Consider the following 18,355-nt stretch of genomic DNA (forward strand, 5'->3'; position numbering starts at 1 on the left):
GCGGAGGCGGAAGCTGCAAACGAGTGAGTTGACGTTTTCCATTCTTCCGCCATGCTATTGTCATGAGCAACCGCGTGAAGAGTAACCTCCGCACTCGATGAACACACAGACCGCACCGTCTCCGCAATTCTACCTCACTGCGCCGGCAGCCTGCCCCTACCTGCCGAACGAGATGGAGCGAAAAGTCTTCACCCACATGGTGGGCGAGCGCGCGCCTGAACTCAACGATCTCCTGACGCAGGGCGGCTTCCGCCGCTCGCAGAACATCGCCTACCGCCCGGCCTGTGAGACCTGTCGCGCCTGTATCTCGGTGCGCATTCTCGCCAACGAGTTCAAGCCCAGCCGCTCCATGCGCCGGGTGCTTGCCGCCAATCAGGATGTGACCTCGGCGGAGTATCCGGCCGAGCCGTCCAGCGAGCAGTACAATCTTTTCCGTCGGTACCTCGACCGCAGACACCAGAAGGGCGGCATGTCGGACATGTCGGTGCTCGACTACGCGATGATGGTCGAGGATACGCATGTGCACACGAAGATCATCGAATATCGCCTTAGGGTCGAAGGCGACGGCGTCAGCGAGAAAGCGCGCGGGCCGCTGATCGCGGCAGCGCTGACAGATCGCATGGGCGACGGGCTTTCGATGGTCTACTCCTTCTTCGATCCCGATCGAGAAGACCGCTCGCTCGGCACGTTCATGATTCTCGACCACATTCGCCGCGCCAGAGAGCGCGGATTGCCCCATGTCTATCTTGGCTATTGGGTCAAGGGATCGCGGAAGATGGGCTATAAGACAAAGTTTTTGCCGCAAGAGCACCTTATGGCCCGTGGCTGGGAACGCTACGAAGGCGGAGACGCCACAGTGGAAGCCGCACCTACGAAAACGGGTTAGAAATTGAGTTCATCTTCCGATGCCGCGATGCACCGGCGCGGCCTTGCCATCACCGGTCTCGGCGGTCTCGCGCTCTCCTTCGACATTCCGCTCATCCGCTCCGCCGGTGGCGACGTCTGGTCGCTGCTTGCGGTGCGCAGCCTGTCGACGTTCGTCGTCGCGCTCGGCGCCTGGTTCGTGATCAACCGCATGTTCGGCCGGAAGATCTCCCTCGTGCCGGGCAAGACCGGGCTTGCCGTCGGGCTGTTCTACGGCATCAATTCCTGCACCTTCCTGCTCGCCGTCTTCAACACCTCGACGGCGAATGTGGTCTTCATCCTCGCCTTCACCTCGATGTTTGCCGCCATCTTGTCCTGGATCTTCCTGAGGGAACGGCCATCGAACGCCACGTTGGTGACGATGCTGGTCATGGTGTTCGGTGTCGGATTGATCGTCCAGGACGGATTGGAAAGCGGCCATCTCTTCGGCGATGCGATGGCGGCGTCCTCTGCCTTTCTCCTGGCCAGTGCCATCACGATCAGCCGCGCGAGCAAGCGCGACATGGCGCTGGTACCGTTGGTGACGGCGATCTTCCCGGCAGCGGTCGCTCTGCTGATGCTACCCCCTCCGGGCTTCTCGATCGCCGAGCCCGGTTACATCTTCTTCAACGGCCTCGTGATGATCCCGCTCGCCTTCTTCTGCCTGGCGACGGGACCGCGTTACCTCTCCGCGCCGGAAGTGGGCATGTTCTACCTGCTCGAAACGATCCTGGCGCCGATCTGGGTCTGGCTGGTCTTTGCCGAAACCCCGACGATGCAGACCTTGCTGGGCGGCGCGATCCTGATCCTGGCGCTCATCGGCCATTCGCTCTGGCAGATGCGCAGCCGAGCGCTGAGAGCCGCAGTGATCTGCGCCGAGTAACGATATCGGATCAATGGTCGCGGCGAGGACCGGTCGGCCGCGGACGGCGCGACTTCTGGTCAGCCTCGCCACGGCGGTCGCGAATCGGCGTCCGTTCCGGCACCGGTTCCGGTGCGGCGGATGCCAGTCGGGTTTCGGGCATCTGCACGCGCATCGCCCACAACTCACGATTGGTGTTGATCCAGGTGGCCGCCTCGCTCAATGGCGCCGGATTCCCGCTTAGGGATTCGCCTTCGCGACGCCGCAAGCGCGTGACGAGACCCGCTGCCTCAAGGAGTACGATGTGCTTCTCCAGTTCTTCGCCTCGCACCGCAACGGCCGAGGCGATGTCGGTGACACGCGCCTCACCGGCAAAGAGGATCTCGAAGATCCGCCGGCGAACCGGGCTGGCGAGCGCCAGGAGAATATCGTCGAGAGTGTTGGCATTCGGCATTGGCACCATCCTGTTGGATGGCCAGTGATCCACGATACGTGCGGCACTTACAAGCGCCGCATCTCGCTCGGTTTCAACTGTATTTCCAATACCTTAACGAACAAATTCAGTGCCCCGGAACGGGACACCGGCCATGCGCTTCGTCTGCCGCACGGCCAGCAATTGCTGGTCAGCCGCTGAACTTTCCACTGCGCGGGAAGCCCTTCGGAACGACGCGGCCTGCCGACGCGCGATCGCCCTGCCACTCGATCAGCTCATCCTTCGTCTTGGTAAAGACGCGGCCGGCGCTGTCTTCCCAGACGAGCCCTTCGGCGATCGTGAAGCAGCGGATGTCGGAGATGCCGCCATCCTTGTAGCGCTGCAGCCGGACGCCCTTGCCGCGCGCCATTTCTGGGATCTGGACGAGCGGGAAGACGAGCATCTTGCGGTTCTCGCCGACGACGGCAACGTGGTCACCCTTGACCGGCACGACCAGCTTGGTTTCGTCGGGCATCGAGACGTTCATCACCTGCTTGCCCTTGCGGGTATTGGCGACGATGTCGCTTTCCGTGACGACGAATCCGTTGCCGGCAGCCGACGAGACGATGAGCTTGCGGGCCGAATCGTGGACGAAGGCGGTCAGAACGTCCTGGTCGTTCTCCATGTCGACGATGATGCGCAGCGGCTCACCGTGGCCGCGACCGCCAGGCAGCTTGTCGCCGCCGAGCGTGTAGACCTTGCCGCCCGTCGTGAAGACGAGGATCTTGTCGGTCGTCTGCGCCGGGAACGCCACCTTGAGCGCATCGCCCTCCTTGAACTGGAGCGAGGACGTATCGGAGATGTGACCCTTCAACGCCCGGATCCAGCCCTTTTCCGAGATGACGACGGTGATCGGTTCCTTCTCGATCATCGCCTGCTGGATCGCTTCGACGTCAGCCTCCGGTGCATCGGCGAAGGTGCTGCGACGCTTGCCGATCTCGGTGGCCTTGGCAAACTTCTTTTTGACCTCGCCGATCTCCCAGGCGACGGTCTGCCACTGCTTCTCCGCCGAGGCGAGCAGCGCTTCGATTTCGGCCTTCTCCTTCGAAAGCGCGTCGAATTCGGTGCGAATCTCGAACTCTTCGAGCCGGCGCAAGGCGCGCAGGCGCATGTTGAGGATCGACTCGGCCTGCAGATCGGTGAGCGAGAAGCGCTCCATCATGACCGGCTTCGGCTCGTCTTCCTCGCGGATGATGCGAATGACTTCGTCGATGTTCAGATAGGCGACGAGATAGCCGCCAAGGATTTCCAGCCGGCGGTCGATGGCCGACAGGCGATGGCGGGAGCGGCGCTGCAGCACCTCGCGACGGTGCGCCAGCCATTCCGAGAGCACCTCGTTGAGCGCCATGACCTTCGGCACGCGCCCCATGGACAGCACGTTCATGTTGAGCGAGATGCGGCTTTCGAGCTCGGTCAGCTTGAAGAGCGACTCCATCAGGATGCCGGCGTCGACCGAGCGGCTCTTCGGCACGAGAACGATGCGGACGTCTTCCGCGGATTCATCGCGGATGTCTTCGAGCAGGGGCAGCTTGCGGGCGACCAAGAGCTCGGCGATCTTTTCGATCAGCCGCGACTTCTGGACCTGATAGGGGATCTCGGTGACGACGATCTGGTAGCCGCCACGGCCGAGATCCTCCTGCACCCAGCGAGCGCGGACACGGAAACCGCCACGGCCCGTGCGATAGGACTCGGCCATGCTTTCGCGGCTTTCGACGATCACGCCGCCGGTCGGGAAATCGGGGCCTTCAATGCCACCCTTCTGCGGATTGGCCGGATCGTAAAGCAGATCCTCGACGCTCGCGTCCGGATGGCGGATGAGGTGCAGCGCCGCGTCGCACAGTTCGTGGGCGTTGTGCGGCGGGATCGAGGTGGCCATGCCGACCGCAATGCCGGTGGCGCCATTTGCCAGCAGATTCGGGAAGGCCCCGGGAAGCACGGTCGGCTCCTGGTCCTCCTCGTTGTAGGTGGGACGGAAATCCACCGCGTCCTGATCGATACCTTCCAGAAGAAGGGCAGCGACCTCGGTCATCTTGGCTTCGGTGTAACGGTAGGCGGCGGCGTTGTCGCCGTCGATGTTGCCGAAATTGCCCTGCCCGTCGACAACGGGATAGCGCTGCGAGAAATCCTGCGCCAAACGAACCAGGGCGTCATAAACCGACTGGTCGCCATGCGGGTGGAACTTACCGATCACGTCGCCGACGATACGGGCGCACTTCTTGAACGACGAATTGGGCCTGAGCCCCATTTCGCTCATCGCGTGGATTATGCGGCGATGCACGGGCTTCAATCCGTCGCGGACGTCCGGAAGCGCGCGATGCATGATGGTCGACAAGGCATAGGCAAGATAACGCTCTTCCAGCGCCGCCTTGAGGTCAACCGGCTGAATATTGTCGTCCCCGCCTGACGGGGGAGTAAGGCTTTGTCCCATGGGTCCTTGCTAACGCAACAAACCCGGAACAGCAAGGTTTTCAGGGGATGCGATTGTGGAGAACCCCCTGTCGGCCAACTGTTGGCGGTCGAAGCGATCCGCTTGCTCCGGCGCAATGTTCGTGCAACGGTCGGGCGGCTATGCGTCGGAGGCGAGCGCTTGGTAACATCCCGGAAAGCATGCCCGACCGGGAACATGTGCGGTTCGGCCAAGCGAATATAATTTCGCCCTGTTTCGTAATAGCTTCGGCTGCAGTTGATTTGGACGAATTGTGAGGGGGATTGCAAGACACGAACTGGCCGCCGAAAACTATCGGATGTTGCCGTTCGCTCCCAGTTGACGCCCTCTGCGGAAACAAACCAGATTAGCCACGCCTCATCTTCGAAACAGCTACACAATCAAAGATTTTACGAAGGAACTCGACTATGATGCACACGCGCAAGATCCGCCTGATGATGGCGAGCGCCGCGCTCCTCACGCTCGCCGGCCCGGCCTTCGCGCTCGACGGCGCTGACCTGATGAAGAAGCTCGACGCGGCGACGAACGCGAACGGAACATCCTTTACCTACGACAAGGCCGAAGTCGACGGCGACAAGGTGACGGTGTCCGGCGTGCAGCTGAAGGTCGCCAGCCAGCCGGGCGACGCGCTGAAGATCGGCGAGCTGACCTTCGAAGGTGTCGAAGAAACCGAAGGCGGCGGATACTACGCAGAAACCGTATCCTTCCCCGACGTCAATCTAAGCCAGGACGAGGGCAGCCTATCGGTCAAGGATATCCTGATTTCGGGCCTGACGATCCCCGCCAACGCGAACGGCGGCACCATCAATGATATTCTCCTCTACGAAAGCGCCAGCACCGGGCCGATCACCGTGAGTGCGAAGGGCAAGGAAGTCTTCTCGCTGGAGAGCACCGAAGCCAACCTAGCCCGCCAGGAAAACGATGCCGGCTTCGACTTCGACGCGACGGCGTCCGGCATCAAGGCGGACCTTTCGTCCGTCGAGGATGCCAAGACGAAGGACGCAATCGAAAAGCTCGGCCTGACCACGCTTGACGGCGCCCTGACGATGAAGGGCAGCTGGGAGATCGAGAGCGGCAATGTCGCCCTGGAAGAATACGCCTTCGACTTCAAGAATGTCGGCCGGCTGAACTTCGCCTTTGACTTTTCGGGCTATACGCTCGCCTTCGTCAAGTCGATGCAGGAGGCGATGAAGGCAGCCGAGGCCAACCCGAACAAGGAAGAGGCCAACCAGGCCATGGGCCTCGCCATGATGGGCCTGATGCAGCAGCTGACATTCAACAGCGCCGAAATCCGCTTCGATGATGCCTCGATCACCAAGAAGGCACTCGACTATGCCGGCTCGCAGCAAGGCGTTTCCGGCGAGCAGATGGCTCAGTCGCTGAAGGGCCTGGTACCGATCATGATGGCGCAGCTCAACGTGCCGGAACTGCAGAACCAGGTATCCGCCGCCGTGAACGCCTATCTCGATGGCCCGAAGAGCCTGACGATCAGCGCGGCACCGGAAAAGCCGGTTCCGTTCCCGATGATCATGGGCGCCGCCATGGGCGCACCGAACACCATTCCGTCGGTGCTCGGCGTCAAGGTGACCGCGAACGACTGATCCTCGCAACAGTTCCCGGCCTCAGCCGCGCTCGGAACAAGCGACGTTACGACAAGCGTTGCGCGCCCGTACGGGCGCGCGCACTTCACTGGCACCACGGCTACCGCATATTTCCTTCAATCGCAGCCGGTTGAAGGACAAATACAATGTTGCAATTCAAAGATCGCCGCAGCCTCCGATTTGCCACACGGTCCGCGAAGCCTCCAATCCACCTTCATTGAAGCAGATTTGTATTTTGCACGCATCGGCCCTCCACAGGTCAAGGGCCGCTTTTACTTGCAGACATGCTTTCGGCTGGCACGGTACTCTTGGCGGAGCGCGCATCGGTTGCAGCGATCGTCACTTTCTCAGCATGCTATTCATGGCATCAAGAAAATTTCGCGGCCGGGCGATGGCGTTTTTCATCAAAATCGGGCATGCCATACTCACGCTACTGAAAATCCGACTTCTGACGAACTTGAGTACATCTAAGGCGTAGCAGGAGCGTCCCAGACTTAATTTACGATATACAAGTATACGCCTGAATATCATCTTCACATTTCGGCAGATCGGACGTAAATGCTCGCCTGGCTCCAGCAGTCTGTAAATTTTAGAGAAGAATTGGCAGAGGGGAAATTCGCCCCCGTGCGCGCCGATTACTATTCGGGTCCACCAGGTAAGCCGCTGCGGCTCCTGCTCCAGGCGCGGACGGATTTCCTGTCGATCTGGCGTGCCGGCGATTATACCGAAACCGTCTCGCAGATCCGGATTCTCGGCCGGCAGATCATCGTCGTCAACTCACCCGACTTGATCCGGCAGGTGGTCGTCAAGCGGCACGAGAACTTCGAGCGCAAGAGCCCGCAGATGCGCCGGGCACTCGAATTCCTGCTCGGGGACGGGTTGTTCATTTCCGACGGCGACACGTGGAAGCAACGACGGCCGTTGGTAGCGGACATCGTCCACGCCAAAAGGGTCCCGTCCTTCGGCCCCGTCATGGAGAAGACGACCAGCGAACTGGTCGAGCGCTGGAACCGGATGCCCGATGGGGCCGAGGTCAACGCGCTCCACGAAATGGCGGGCCTGACCGCCGAGATCATCGCGCGCAGCGTCTTCGGCAACCAACTCGGCGACGACAGTGCGACCGCCGTGACCGAGGGCTTCACCAGTTACCAGTCGCTGGTCGATTCCATCAACATCGGCTATTTCCTCGGCTTCGACGACGGGCTCCCCGTCCTGCGCACCCCGAGCCTGCGCCGCTCGGTCAAGCGCATCCACGGGACCATCGACAAGGTGGTGGAGGATCATCTTGCCGGGCGCGGTGACCACAACTCCATGGTCGAACTGCTCATCCGGCGGCAGCAGCGAAATCCGGAGCTGAAGCTCGACCTCGTCGCCTTGCGCAACGAGGCCGCGACCATCTTCATGGCCGGTCATGAGACGACAGCAGCCACGCTGACCTGGACCTTGTATCTGCTTTCCAAGGCGGGCTGGATCGAGAAGGCCGTCCACGACGAGATTGCCAGGATCTGCGGCGACCGAATGCCAACGATCGACGACGTGCCGCAGTTCGAATGGTGCCGGGCCGTCATCGAGGAAACGCTTCGCCTCTACCCGCCGGTTCCGATCCTGGCGCGACAGACGCGCGAGGCGGACATGATCGGCGACGTCGCTGCCGAACCGGGCTCGCTGGTCCTGATCGTGCCATGGCTCCTCCACCGCACCGCGAGCCTCTTCGAAGACCCGCACCATTTCCATCCGGAGCGGTTCACCGAGGGCCGTCGTCCGACGCCCTACAGCTTCATTCCCTTCGCAAGCGGCCCGCGCGTCTGCCCCGGCCTGCATTTCGGTCTGACGGAAGCGATCCTGTGCCTGGCGATCATCGCTCAGCAGTTCCGGGTCAGGGTCCGAGAGCACCATGCGGTCGAACCGATCTGCCGCTTGACATTGCGGCCGAAGGGTGGCCTTCCCGTGACCCTTCACAAACGGGAGAGCACGTCGCATGGCGCCGGATGAATCGCCCCTGCGCGAGCCGATTGCCAGGCGCAGAGCCTGGAGCTTCACCGAAGAAGACGCGCCCCGGCTTGCCGACGCACTGGCGGGCGGCGATCGCTGGCGGGCTTTTTGGCGCTATTGGGTCACCGACAACCTATGGAACCTGATCGACCTACTTGCTCATTTCGGCATGAAACTGCTGCCGATGGATGCTTGCTCGCGCTTGGGTGCGACACTCGGGCTGTTCGCCGTTCCGCGCTTTCATAAGGTTGCTTCGCGACGTGCCCGGGAGACGATACGGCATCTGCGTCCCGACCTGAACGCCGAGGAACAGGAGGCGCTGTTTCTCGAAAACTGTCGGGCTCAGGGCCGCCTGATGACCGAATTCTCCGTCCTCAACAGGTTGCAACGGCACCGCAACAGGCTCCGGTCCGACGGCCTCGCCCCCATCCGCAAGGCAGCGGACGAGGGCCCGGTCATCGTTGTTGGACTCCATCTCGGCAATTGGGAAGTGGGACCGATCGCGCTGCGGCATTTCGACCTTCAGGCTCATGCCTTCTACGTTCCCCCGAAAAGCCGGGCCAAGGCGTGGATCGCCGAACGAGTCCGCAGCAGGGCCGGCTTGCGGTTTCTCCCGCCGGGCGCTGAAGGGATTCGGCCGGCGCTCAAGGTCCTGAAAAGCGGCGGTGTTGTCAGCATGTTCTGCGACGAAGGTTTTGGCGGCATGATCCGCGGACCATTCTTCGACCGCAAACCGCATCAGGAAGGCAATCTCGCGCTTGCCGTTCGCCTGGCACGCATGACAGGTGCCACGATCTGCCCCTGGTACGGCCTGCGTACCGATGGTTTCCGCTTCGAATGCCAGGCGCTGGAGCCCATCCGGCTTCCAGCCTCAGATCCTGCAAATGCGCGCCTCCTGGACGATATGCTGCTTCTGAACGACGCGATCGAGCCCATCGTTCGAGCGCATCTCGACCAATGGTATTTCCTGGACAACGCGCTTCGGCCGGAATGACGGCACCGCGGTTTTTTGTCCGCTCGGCTTCCATGATATGATCAGCGCTTGATGCCTTCGGACCCCGGCCTATTTACTTTGGGCGGGGATCCGAGGTCCCCGCATTCCTGACCGATAAAACGGAAGGAGGAGCCCATGGGACTGAAGCAGGCGGATATTACCGCTATCCTTGGCCCGGTCGACGAGACGCTGATGGCCGAGTTGCTGGCGACCGGCGCGACGGCGGGCGAACTTGCAGAGGCCATCGCCTGGGTCAACAACGACGAGGCGCTGATTGGCGAAGGCCGCCACCTGCCCGCTGGCCGGGTTGCGGCATTGATCGATATTCTGACGCCGGACAATGACGAGGAACGGGACTTCGCGACGTAGCCGAACAGGCAGCGAGGCGCGCTGAAGCTTTTCGATTGCATGCAGGGTTGCCCCGGCGCGACGCGCGGCGGGAGCATGAGGGTACGTGTTTGGTGTTGAGGGAGGTCAACAATGGCAGCCAAGGAAGTCAAGTTCAGCAGCGATGCCCGCGACCGTATGCTGCGTGGTGTCGATATCCTCGCCGATGCCGTGAAGGTGACGCTCGGCCCGAAGGGGCGGAATGTGGTGATCGACAAGGCTTTTGGCGCGCCGCGCGTCACCAAGGACGGCGTCTCGGTTGCCAAGGAGATCGAACTCGAAGACAAATTCGAGAATATGGGCGCGCAGATGCTGCGTGAAGTTGCGTCGCGCACCAGCGACGTCGCCGGTGACGGAACGACGACGGCCACCGTGCTTGCTCAAGCCATTGTCCGGGAGGGCGTCAAGGCGATCGCATCGGGCATGAACCCGATGGACCTCAAGCGCGGTATCGATCTCGCCGTCGACGCGATCGTCGCGCAACTGAAGACCCATGCCCGAAAGATCTCCAACAACGAGGAGATCGCCCAGGTCGGCACGATCTCGGCGAACGGCGACAAGGAAATCGGCAACTACCTGGCAAAGGCGATGGAGCGCGTCGGCAATGAGGGCGTGATCACCGTCGAGGAAGCCAAAACCGCCGAGATCGAACTTGAGATCGTCGAGGGTATGCAGTTCGACCGCGGCTACCTTTCCCCCTACTTCATTACCGACCAGGAGAAGATGCGCGTCGAATTCGAAGACCCGTATATTCTCATCCACGAAAAGAAGCTCTCCAATCTGCAGGCCATGATCCCGATCCTCGAATCCGTGATCCAGGCGAGCCATCCCTTGCTGATCATCGCCGAGGACGTGGAGGGCGAAGCGCTTGCCACGCTCGTCGTCAACAAGCTGCGCGGTGGTCTCAAGATCGCGGCCGTCAAAGCCCCCGGCTTCGGAGATCGGCGCAAGGCGATTCTCGAGGACATCGCCATCCTGACGGGCGGTACGGTCATTTCCGAGGATCTCGGCATCAAGCTTGAAAACGTGACGCTCGACACGCTCGGGCGCGCCAAGCGGGTCATGGTCGAAAAGGAAAACACCACGATCGTCGATGGCGCCGGAACGAAGGCTGATATCGGCGGACGTGTCAGCCAGATCAAGGCACAGATCGAGGAAACGACGTCCGACTACGATCGGGAAAAGCTGCAGGAACGGCTCGCCAAACTCGCCGGCGGCGTTGCGGTGATCCGGGTTGGCGGCTCGACCGAAGTGGAAGTGAAGGAGAAGAAGGACCGCGTCGACGACGCCCTGCATGCGACGCGAGCCGCGGTAGAGGAAGGCATTCTGCCCGGCGGCGGCGTCGCGCTGCTCAGGGTCGTGCATGCGCTCGACGGGCTCAAGGCCGGCAATGACGATCAGCGCGTCGGCGTCGAGATCGTTCGGCGGGCAGTCGAGATGCCCGTGCGTCAGATTGCCGAAAATGCCGGTGCAGAAGGCTCCCTGATCGTCGGAAAGCTCCGGGAGAAAAATGACTTCGCCCACGGCTGGAATGCCCAGACCGGCGAATATGGCGACCTCTTCCGCATGGGCGTCATCGATCCCGTCAAGGTGGTGCGTGCGGCGCTGCAGGATGCGGCTTCCATCGCCGGCCTCCTGGTGACGACCGAGGCCATGGTCGCGGAAAAACCGAAGAAGAATGGACCCGCGCCGCCGCCCGGTCCCGGCATGGACTACTGAGGGTCGCTCGGGTCTTTCAGAGGGAAGCAGACAGGTGACGTGCGACCTCGGCGATTGCCAGTTCGGCGATCGGCAAGAGTTCCGCTTCGCTGGCGCCGTCCTGCGCCTGCACCGTCATGCCCTGAAGAATCGCGCCGACGAAGCGCGCTAATCCCGCGACATCCGTATCGCCGCGCAACTCCCCATCGACAACGCCCTGCCGGAAGCGATGCTCCAGCAGCGCCAGGGTCTCGCTTCGCAGCGCCCTGACATGCCTCGCGATCGCCTGGTTCTCAACGGCGCAGGTCAATACCGCGGTTGAGATCATGCAGCCCTTCGGTCTGCCTGGACGCGTGAACTCATGGGCGGAGGCACGCAGCATCTTGCCGATCACCTCGACCACATGCCCTTCGCTGGCGAGATTTCGGCCCGCGGCAGCCCCCTCCTCTTTCCGGTACTGGTCGAGCGCTTCCCGATAGAGGTCGGCCTTCGAAGTGAAGGCCGCATAGAGACTCTGCGGCGTAATCCCCATGGCGGCGGTCAGATCGGCAATCGACGCCCCTTCATAGCCGAGCCGCCAGAAGGTTTCCCCGGCTGCCGCCAGAGCCACCTCACGATCGAAGGCGCGTGGTCGCCCGCGACGGCGCGAGGATGATACCAAAGCCTCACTATTTTTCACAATGATCACTCTAGAATTATCTCAAGTCCTGACGTATTCAGGAATGGTCATTGTGATTATAGAAGGATTTGTCCAATGAGTCTCCACCTGAAAGGCGCGGCGCTGCTCGCTATACTGGTCGCCTCCCCCGCCGTGGCCGACGATCAGAACGCTGCACTCGGCGCACGGCTCGACCCGGTGATCGATCATGCCATCGCCGACAAGCGTATCGTCGGCACGGTGGTCCTCGTCGCCCGCGATGGGGAACTTGTCTATGCGCGTGCGGCCGGACTCGCCGACCGGGAGGCCGGTCGCGCAATGAAGGAGGACGACATCTTCCGCTTTGCGTCGGTCACGAAACCGTTCGTGACCGCGGCGGCCATGCGCCTTGTCGAACAGGGGCGTATCACGCTTGACGACCCCGTCAGCAAGTGGCTCCCGGACTTCAAGCCGACCTTTGACGGCAAGCCGGCGACGATCCTCGTCCGCCACCTTCTCAACCATACGGCAGGGCTCGAATATGGCTTCTTCCAGCCGCCGGGAGGCGCCTATGCCAAGGCCGGCATTTCCGACGGGCTCGACCTTACGGATATCACGCTCGACGAGAACCTGAAGCGCATCGCGAGCGTTCCGCTCGTATCGGAACCGGGCAAGACCTGGCGCTATTCGGTGGCGATCGACGTCCTCGGCGGCGTTATAGAGAAGGCGAGCGGCAAGACGCTCGACAAGGCGGTTGACGAGCTTGTCGTCTCGCCCTTGTCCCTCGCCGACGCCGGCTTCTCGACAGAACCGTCGGAGAGATTGACCGCTACCTATTTCGATGCCTCGCCCGAACCGAAGCGCATGGAAGGCAGCGTCGCGGTACAGATCGGGGAAGGCAAGCTGACGTTCTCGCCGGAGCGTATCCTCGATGCCAAACAGTTCCCCTCCGGCGGCGCCGGTATGTCGGGTACGGCAAAGGATGTGCTGACCTTCCTCGAAACCATCCGCAAGGGCGGAGACCCGATCCTGTCGGCAGAGACGGTGAAGACGATGATGCAGGACCAGACTGGTCCCCAGGCGGAGACGCAGGGCTCCGGCTGGGGATTCGGCTATGGCTGGGCCGTGCTCATCGACGCCGCAACCGCCGGTACGCCGCAATCGAAGGGCACCATCCAGTGGGGCGGCGCCTACGGCCACAACTGGTTCGTCGATCCGGTCGAGAAGATCACCGTTGTCGCCATGACGAACACGGCCTTCGAGGGCATGTGGGGCCAGTTCACGCGCGATGTTCGCGACGCGGTCTACGGCAAGCGCTGAAGCGAAATCAAAGCAGACAACGAAAAAGCCCGGCGAGACGGTCGCCGGGCTTTCTTTATTTCGTTAGTCTATTGGACCTTAGTCCTTCTTCTGCGGGATCGGACGGATCGCCAATTCGCGCAGCTGTGCCGGAGTTGCGGCCGACGGCGCGCCCATCAAAAGATCGACGGCCTGCTGGTTCATCGGGAACAGCGAGATCTCGCGCAGGTTCTTGGCGCCGACCAAGAGCATGACGATGCGGTCGATGCCGAAGGCCATGCCGCCATGCGGCGGTGCGCCGTATTGGAAGGCGCGGTAGAGGCCGCCGAACTGCTCTTCGACTTCCTGCTGCGACTTGCCGGTCAGTTCGAACGCCTTGACCATGACTTCCGGAAGCTGGTTACGAATCGAGCCCGAGGCGATTTCGAAGCCGTTGCAGACCATGTCGTACTGGTAGGCCTTGATCGACAGCGGGTCTTCGCCGTTGAGCGCTTCCAGCCCGCCCTGCGGCATCGAGAAGGGGTTGTGGGCGAAATCGATCTTCTTCTCGTCTTCCAGCCATTCGTAGAACGGGAAGTCGACGATCCAGCAGAATTCGTAGCGGTCACGATCGACGAGGTTGAGTTCCTCGCCGGCGCGGGTGCGGGCTTCGCCGGCAAACTTGTAGAACTTCGAGGGATCGCCGGCGACGAAGAAGCAGGCGTCGCCGTCGTCGAGGCCGAGCTGGGTGCGGATCGCATCCGTGCGCTCTTCGCCGATGTTCTTGGCGAGCGGACCGGCGCCTTCGAGCTTTTCGCCTTCCTTGCGCCAGAAGATGTAGCCGAGGCCCGGCTGGCCCTGGCTCTGGGCCCAGGCGTTCATGCGGTCGCAGAAGGCTCGCGAGCCACCGGTCTTGGCCGGAATCGCCCAGACTTCGACCTTCGGGTTCGACGCGATCATGTTCGCGAAGACCTTGAAGCCGGAGCCGGCGAAGTGCTCGGTGACTGCCTGCATCTCGATCGGGTTGCGCAGGTCCGGCTTGTCGGAACCATATTTGCGGATCGCCGTGTCATAGGGGATGCGCGGGAACTTCTCGGTCACCGGCTTGCCTTCGGCGAACTCGACGAAGATCTCGCGGATCACCGGCTCCATGGTCGACCAGACGTCTTCCTGCTCGACGAAGCTCATTTCCAGGTCGAGCTGGTAGAACTCGCCGGGCAGGCGGTCGGCGCGCGGGTCTTCATCGCGGAAGCACGGTGCGATCTGGAAGTAACGGTCGAAGCCGGCAACCATCAAGAGCTGCTTGTACTGCTGCGGCGCCTGCGGCAGGGCGTAGAAGTTGCCCGGGTGGATACGCGACGGCACCAGGAAGTCGCGCGCGCCTTCCGGCGACGATGCGGTCAGGATCGGGGTCGTGTATTCTGTGAAGCCGACGTCGCCCATGTGGCGGCGCATCGACGAAATGATCTGCGTGCGCTTGACGATGTTCTTGTGCAGCGTATCGCGGCGCAGATCGAGGAAGCGATACTTCAGGCGCACGTCTTCCGGGTATTCAGGCTCGCCGAACACCGGCAGAGGCAGTTCCTTGGCAGCCGAGAGAACCTCGATCTCCTTGGCATAGAGCTCGATCTCGCCGGTCGGCATGCCCTTGTTGACGGTATCGTCGGTGCGCGCCTTGACGACGCCATCGATACGGATCACCCATTCGCCGCGCACCGTCTCTGCGATCTTGAACGCCGGGCTATCCGGATCGGCGACGACCTGGGTCATGCCGTAATGGTCGCGCAGGTCGATGAAGAGCACGCCGCCATGGTCGCGGACGCGGTGGACCCAGCCGGAGAGGCGAACGGTGGAGCCGACGTCCGATTTGCGGAGGGCGGCACAGGTGTGGCTGCGGTAACGATGCATCGTCTTATCCCGGAATTGCAAAGAGCCGCGCAGGCTCGTGGGACACGGCGCGCGGCAACATGGTCAAAATCGGGCGGAAAAGCGCATGATGCGCAGCCTTTGTCAAGCCGCGCGACCGCTGCCGCCCCCGATGGAGGCGCGTTGTAGACGAAGGAAACGGCCAGTCCAAGGCCGTGCTCGAACAAGAGCCTGCCGAATTGCCGCGAAAAGAATGGCAATCGTCACAATTCGGGGCTGTCCGGCAGCAGAATGCGGGGCTACACATTTGAGGCCCGCAAGCCCCCTCGAGTCGCGGCCGATTTCCGGATGTCGCCTGCCCCATGTCTCAGATTCGCCCGCTCATCCCCCTTCTCGTTACCGCAGGCATCCTCATCGGCGGCAATGGCCTGCAGGGCACCTTCATCTCGCTTCGTGCATTGGAAGAGGGATTTTCGACATCCCTGATCGGTGTGATCGGCGCCGGTTACAATATCGGCTTCGCGCTCGGCTGCGTCTATGTCACGCGCATCCTGCGCGCCATCGGCCACATCCGCACCTTCTCGGCAATGGCTGCGATCGCATCGGCCGCGGCGATCTCCATGGTGCTCGTGATCAATCCGCTGATGTGGTTCCTGATGCGACTGCTTGCCGGCATCTGTTTTGCCTGCCTGTTCGCGACTGTCGAAAGCTGGCTGAACGCCAGCGTCACCAATGCCAACCGGGCGCGCACGCTTTCGGTCTACCGCCTCGTCGATCTCGGATCGGTGACCGCCGCGCAATATGTCATCCCCGGAATCGGCATCGAAGGCTTCGAACTCTTCGCCATCATCTCCATGGCTCTGACGCTGTCGCTGGTCCCGATCTCCTTCGCCGACCGGTCGAGCCCCGTGGCCCCGGAAGCCATCCGATTCGATGTGAAAGCGCTCTGGAACATCTCGCCGCTCGCGACCATCGGCTGCATCGTCGTCGGCCTGACCAACGCCGCCTTTCGCTCGCTCGGCCCGATCTATGGCCAGGGCATCGGCCTCTCCGTGACGGCCATCGCCACCTTCATGAGCGCCGGCATCATTGGCGGCGTCGTGCTGCAATATCCGCTCGGCCACTATTCCGACCGGCTCGACCGCCGGCTGATCATCCTGATCGCCACCTTCGGCTCACTGCTGGCCGGCCTGTTCCTGGCTTTCGGCGCTGGCAACGACGAGTGGCTGAACTTTGCCGGCATCTTCCTCTTCGGCGCCTTTGCGATGCCGCTCTATTCGCTCTGCTCGGCCCATGCCAACGACCATGCCGCGGAGGGCCAACATGCACTGGTTTCGGCAGGCATGCTGTTCTTCTGGTCGCTCGGCGCGATCATTGGGCCGCTCTTTGCGTCGTTTCTGCTCGACATCTTCGGGCCTCAGGCGCTCTTCATCTATACGGCCGCCGTCCTCTTCCTGTTCATGCTCTACACCTTGCAGCGCATGACGGCGCGCGGGCCGGTGCCTGCAGAAGCGCGTGCCATGCCCTTCCGCAACCTCCTGCGCACTTCGGCTTTCTTCAACAAGCTCGCCGCTGGCAACAATCACAGGCGCAAGGACGGCTGACCCTGCGGCAAGATGCGCGCAGTCCGGATAATTGCTGAATGCTGCGATCAGGTTTAGAACCGGCGCCAGAGCGGGATGAGGAAAAGTGTTTGCGGTTTTCCGCCCGTATCCCGTTCTAACGTGATCTAACCAGTTGCCGAGATTGCCTGAATGCCCGCCATCAGTCGCCGCACCTTCCTTCAAGGTTCCGCCGCCCTCGGAGGCGCCTTTGCGCTCGGGGCCGGCATGGCGGCACGCGCCGGCACCGCACCCGATCCGCAGATCCTGACGGCGCAGTTTACCAAGGCGCAGATCGCCAGCGACGGCATCACGCCGAGAGTGATGACCTATGGGTTGGGAGAGGCCGAGAGCGGCGACATGCCCCCGGTCCTGCGCATGCGCAAGGGCGCGCCCTACGCCGCACGCCTCCTCAACCGGCTGGACGAGCCGACGACGGTGCACTGGCACGGGCTTCGCATCGCCAACGCCATGGACGGCGTGCCCGAGTTGACGCAGCCCTATGTCTATCCGGGCGATCGCTTCGACTATCTCATCACGCCGCCGGATGCCGGCACCTTCTGGTACCACCCGCACTGCAATACCCTGACGCAGATGGGCGCCGGCCTGACCGGCGTCATCGTCGTCGAGAATCCGGAGGACCCGGTGTTCGACGCCGAGATCGTGCTCAATCTGCGCGACTGGCGGCTTGGCGCAGGTGGCGCCTTCATCGATCCGTTCAAGCCGCGCGACGCCGCGCGTGGCGGCACCTACGGCACGGTGCGCACTGCCAATTGGCAGCGGGAGCCGACCTATGATGCGCCGGCCGGCGGGCTGGTGCGCGTGCGCATCGCCGCCACCGACGTCACGCGCATCTATACGATCGGCATCGATGGCGCCGAGGCGATGGTGATCGCGCTCGACGGCAATCCGGTCGACAAGCCTTTCACGCTCGATCGCTACGACTTCGGCCCCGGCCAGCGCGTCGATCTTGTCCTGCGCATGCCCGATGGAGAAGGCCAGACGGCCGTGCTCGGCAATTTCCGCGGATCGCACCCTTGGACCATCGCGCGTTTCCGTGCGGCCGGCTCTTCGCTGAAACGCGACCTCCGCGATGTCGCCCCCCTGCCCGCCAATCCGATCTCCGAGGCGGACCTTTCCACTGCTACCCACGTGCCGATCGAACTGACGGCAACGGCCGAACATAAGGCTGCGCCTTCGATCTGCGGCTCGCTCGGCTATACGTTCTGGGCAATCAACAAGGTGCCGTGGCCAGGCGATACGCCGGATCCGATCGCGCCGATCGAGGAGATGAAGCTCGGCAAGAGCTATGTCCTGCAGGTCGCCAACCGGACGCCGCACGCGCATCCGATCCATCTGCACGGCCTAAGCTTCCGTATCCTCAATTCCAACAAGCGGACATTCCTGCCGCCGCCGACCGATACGATCCTGCTTTTGCCCGACGAACAGGCGGAAGTGGCGCTGGTGGCCGACAATCCGGGCGACTGGGTCGTCCATTGCCATATCATCGAGCACCAGAAGACCGGCATGACGGGTTATTTCAAGATCGTCTGAGATTTCGATTGTGACAGATGGCGCGACGGGCTACACGAAAATGTCAGCCGCATTTTTGCCATAG

At 62.4% G+C, this 18,355-nt stretch carries 15 protein-coding genes; 11 read left to right on the plus strand and 4 right to left on the minus strand.

From position 1 onward, the window contains the following. Positions 1–97 precede the first annotated feature (97 nt). Positions 98–886, plus strand: coding sequence for an arginyltransferase (locus AC0C6X_RS10595; protein ID WP_247957822.1), 789 nt, complete (start codon positions 98–100; stop codon positions 884–886). Between the two features lie 3 nt (positions 887–889). After that, complete coding sequence (locus AC0C6X_RS10600; RefSeq protein WP_472952982.1) at positions 890–1,786, plus strand: DMT family transporter; 897 nt, start codon at positions 890–892, stop codon at positions 1,784–1,786. A 10-nt stretch (positions 1,787–1,796) separates the two neighbouring features. Here the strand turns inward: AC0C6X_RS10600 and AC0C6X_RS10605 are convergent, their stop codons facing one another. Next, positions 1,797–2,219: a helix-turn-helix domain-containing protein gene (locus AC0C6X_RS10605; protein WP_376741624.1), complete on the minus strand. Its 423-nt coding sequence runs from the start codon at positions 2,217–2,219 to the stop codon at positions 1,797–1,799. 24 nt (positions 2,220–2,243) lie between these two features. On the opposite strand from AC0C6X_RS10605, the gene AC0C6X_RS10610 reads away from it, so the two are divergent. After that, complete coding sequence (locus AC0C6X_RS10610) at positions 2,244–2,399, plus strand: hypothetical protein (protein ID WP_173516118.1); 156 nt, start codon at positions 2,244–2,246, stop codon at positions 2,397–2,399. Here AC0C6X_RS10610 and parC read toward each other — a convergent pair. Beyond that, the gene (parC, locus tag AC0C6X_RS10615) at positions 2,389–4,665 is read right to left on the minus strand and encodes a DNA topoisomerase IV subunit A (protein ID WP_173516117.1); all 2,277 of its coding nucleotides are present in this window, start codon (positions 4,663–4,665) and stop codon (positions 2,389–2,391) included. The genes AC0C6X_RS10610 and parC overlap by 11 nt on opposite strands. A 425-nt stretch (positions 4,666–5,090) precedes the next feature. On the opposite strand from parC, the gene AC0C6X_RS10620 reads away from it, so the two are divergent. From AC0C6X_RS10620 to groL, 5 genes are all read left to right on the plus strand, one after another. Next, on the plus strand, positions 5,091–6,284 hold the full coding sequence (locus tag AC0C6X_RS10620) for a hypothetical protein (protein ID WP_173516116.1): 1,194 nt from the start codon (positions 5,091–5,093) through the stop codon (positions 6,282–6,284). A 624-nt stretch (positions 6,285–6,908) separates the two neighbouring features. Next, on the plus strand, positions 6,909–8,276 hold the full coding sequence (locus AC0C6X_RS10625) for a cytochrome P450 (RefSeq protein WP_312032979.1): 1,368 nt from the start codon (positions 6,909–6,911) through the stop codon (positions 8,274–8,276). Next, positions 8,263–9,270: a lysophospholipid acyltransferase family protein gene (locus AC0C6X_RS10630; RefSeq protein ID WP_173516114.1), complete on the plus strand. Its 1,008-nt coding sequence runs from the start codon at positions 8,263–8,265 to the stop codon at positions 9,268–9,270. Before AC0C6X_RS10625 ends, AC0C6X_RS10630 begins: the two co-directional genes overlap by 14 nt. A 135-nt stretch (positions 9,271–9,405) precedes the next feature. Continuing rightward, complete coding sequence (locus tag AC0C6X_RS10635) at positions 9,406–9,639, plus strand: hypothetical protein (RefSeq protein ID WP_173516113.1); 234 nt, start codon at positions 9,406–9,408, stop codon at positions 9,637–9,639. A 111-nt stretch (positions 9,640–9,750) separates the two neighbouring features. Next, positions 9,751–11,376, plus strand: coding sequence for a chaperonin GroEL (gene groL, locus AC0C6X_RS10640; RefSeq protein ID WP_173516112.1), 1,626 nt, complete (start codon positions 9,751–9,753; stop codon positions 11,374–11,376). A gap of 16 nt (positions 11,377–11,392) precedes the next feature. On the opposite strand, the gene AC0C6X_RS10645 is transcribed toward groL, so the two are convergent. Next, on the minus strand, positions 11,393–12,043 hold the full coding sequence (locus AC0C6X_RS10645; RefSeq protein ID WP_173516111.1) for a TetR/AcrR family transcriptional regulator: 651 nt from the start codon (positions 12,041–12,043) through the stop codon (positions 11,393–11,395). Positions 12,044–12,109: 66 nt separating this feature from the next. On the opposite strand from AC0C6X_RS10645, the gene AC0C6X_RS10650 reads away from it, so the two are divergent. Beyond that, on the plus strand, positions 12,110–13,312 hold the full coding sequence (locus AC0C6X_RS10650; protein WP_472952989.1) for a serine hydrolase domain-containing protein: 1,203 nt from the start codon (positions 12,110–12,112) through the stop codon (positions 13,310–13,312). Positions 13,313–13,390: 78 nt separating this feature from the next. On the opposite strand, the gene aspS is transcribed toward AC0C6X_RS10650, so the two are convergent. Next, positions 13,391–15,178 carry an aspartate--tRNA ligase gene (aspS, locus tag AC0C6X_RS10655; protein ID WP_472952990.1) on the minus strand — a complete coding sequence of 596 codons (1,788 nt, stop codon included), beginning with the start codon at positions 15,176–15,178 and terminating at the stop codon, positions 13,391–13,393. A 320-nt stretch (positions 15,179–15,498) separates the two neighbouring features. Here aspS and AC0C6X_RS10660 point away from each other — a divergent pair, with 320 nt between their 5' ends. Beyond that, positions 15,499–16,740 (plus strand): MFS transporter, encoded by a 1,242-nt coding sequence (locus AC0C6X_RS10660; protein WP_173516108.1) that lies wholly within the window; start codon positions 15,499–15,501, stop codon positions 16,738–16,740. Between the two features lie 150 nt (positions 16,741–16,890). Beyond that, positions 16,891–18,291, plus strand: a complete 1,401-nt coding sequence (locus tag AC0C6X_RS10665; RefSeq protein WP_472952992.1) for a multicopper oxidase domain-containing protein — start codon at positions 16,891–16,893, stop codon at positions 18,289–18,291. The last annotated feature ends 64 nt before the right edge of the window (positions 18,292–18,355 follow it).

The organism is Ensifer sp. VA4, assembly GCF_055710065.1.

Excerpts from the sequence above, each read along its gene's own strand:
- AC0C6X_RS10635 (WP_173516113.1), top strand. The coding sequence starts at position 9,406 with ATGGGACTGAAGCAGGCGGATATTACCGCTATCCTTGGCCCGGTCGAC.
- AC0C6X_RS10650 (WP_472952989.1), top strand. The coding sequence starts at position 12,110 with ATGAGTCTCCACCTGAAAGGCGCGGCGCTGCTCGCTATACTGGTCGCC.
- AC0C6X_RS10620 (WP_173516116.1), top strand. The coding sequence starts at position 5,091 with ATGATGCACACGCGCAAGATCCGCCTGATGATGGCGAGCGCCGCGCTC.
- parC (WP_173516117.1), bottom strand. The coding sequence starts at position 4,665 with ATGGGACAAAGCCTTACTCCCCCGTCAGGCGGGGACGACAATATTCAG.
- AC0C6X_RS10630 (WP_173516114.1), top strand. The coding sequence starts at position 8,263 with ATGGCGCCGGATGAATCGCCCCTGCGCGAGCCGATTGCCAGGCGCAGA.
- AC0C6X_RS10605 (WP_376741624.1), bottom strand. The coding sequence starts at position 2,219 with ATGCCGAATGCCAACACTCTCGACGATATTCTCCTGGCGCTCGCCAGC.
- groL (WP_173516112.1), top strand. The coding sequence starts at position 9,751 with ATGGCAGCCAAGGAAGTCAAGTTCAGCAGCGATGCCCGCGACCGTATG.
- aspS (WP_472952990.1), bottom strand. The coding sequence starts at position 15,178 with ATGCATCGTTACCGCAGCCACACCTGTGCCGCCCTCCGCAAATCGGAC.
- AC0C6X_RS10595 (WP_247957822.1), top strand. The coding sequence starts at position 98 with ATGAACACACAGACCGCACCGTCTCCGCAATTCTACCTCACTGCGCCG.
- AC0C6X_RS10665 (WP_472952992.1), top strand. The coding sequence starts at position 16,891 with ATGCCCGCCATCAGTCGCCGCACCTTCCTTCAAGGTTCCGCCGCCCTC.
- AC0C6X_RS10660 (WP_173516108.1), top strand. The coding sequence starts at position 15,499 with ATGTCTCAGATTCGCCCGCTCATCCCCCTTCTCGTTACCGCAGGCATC.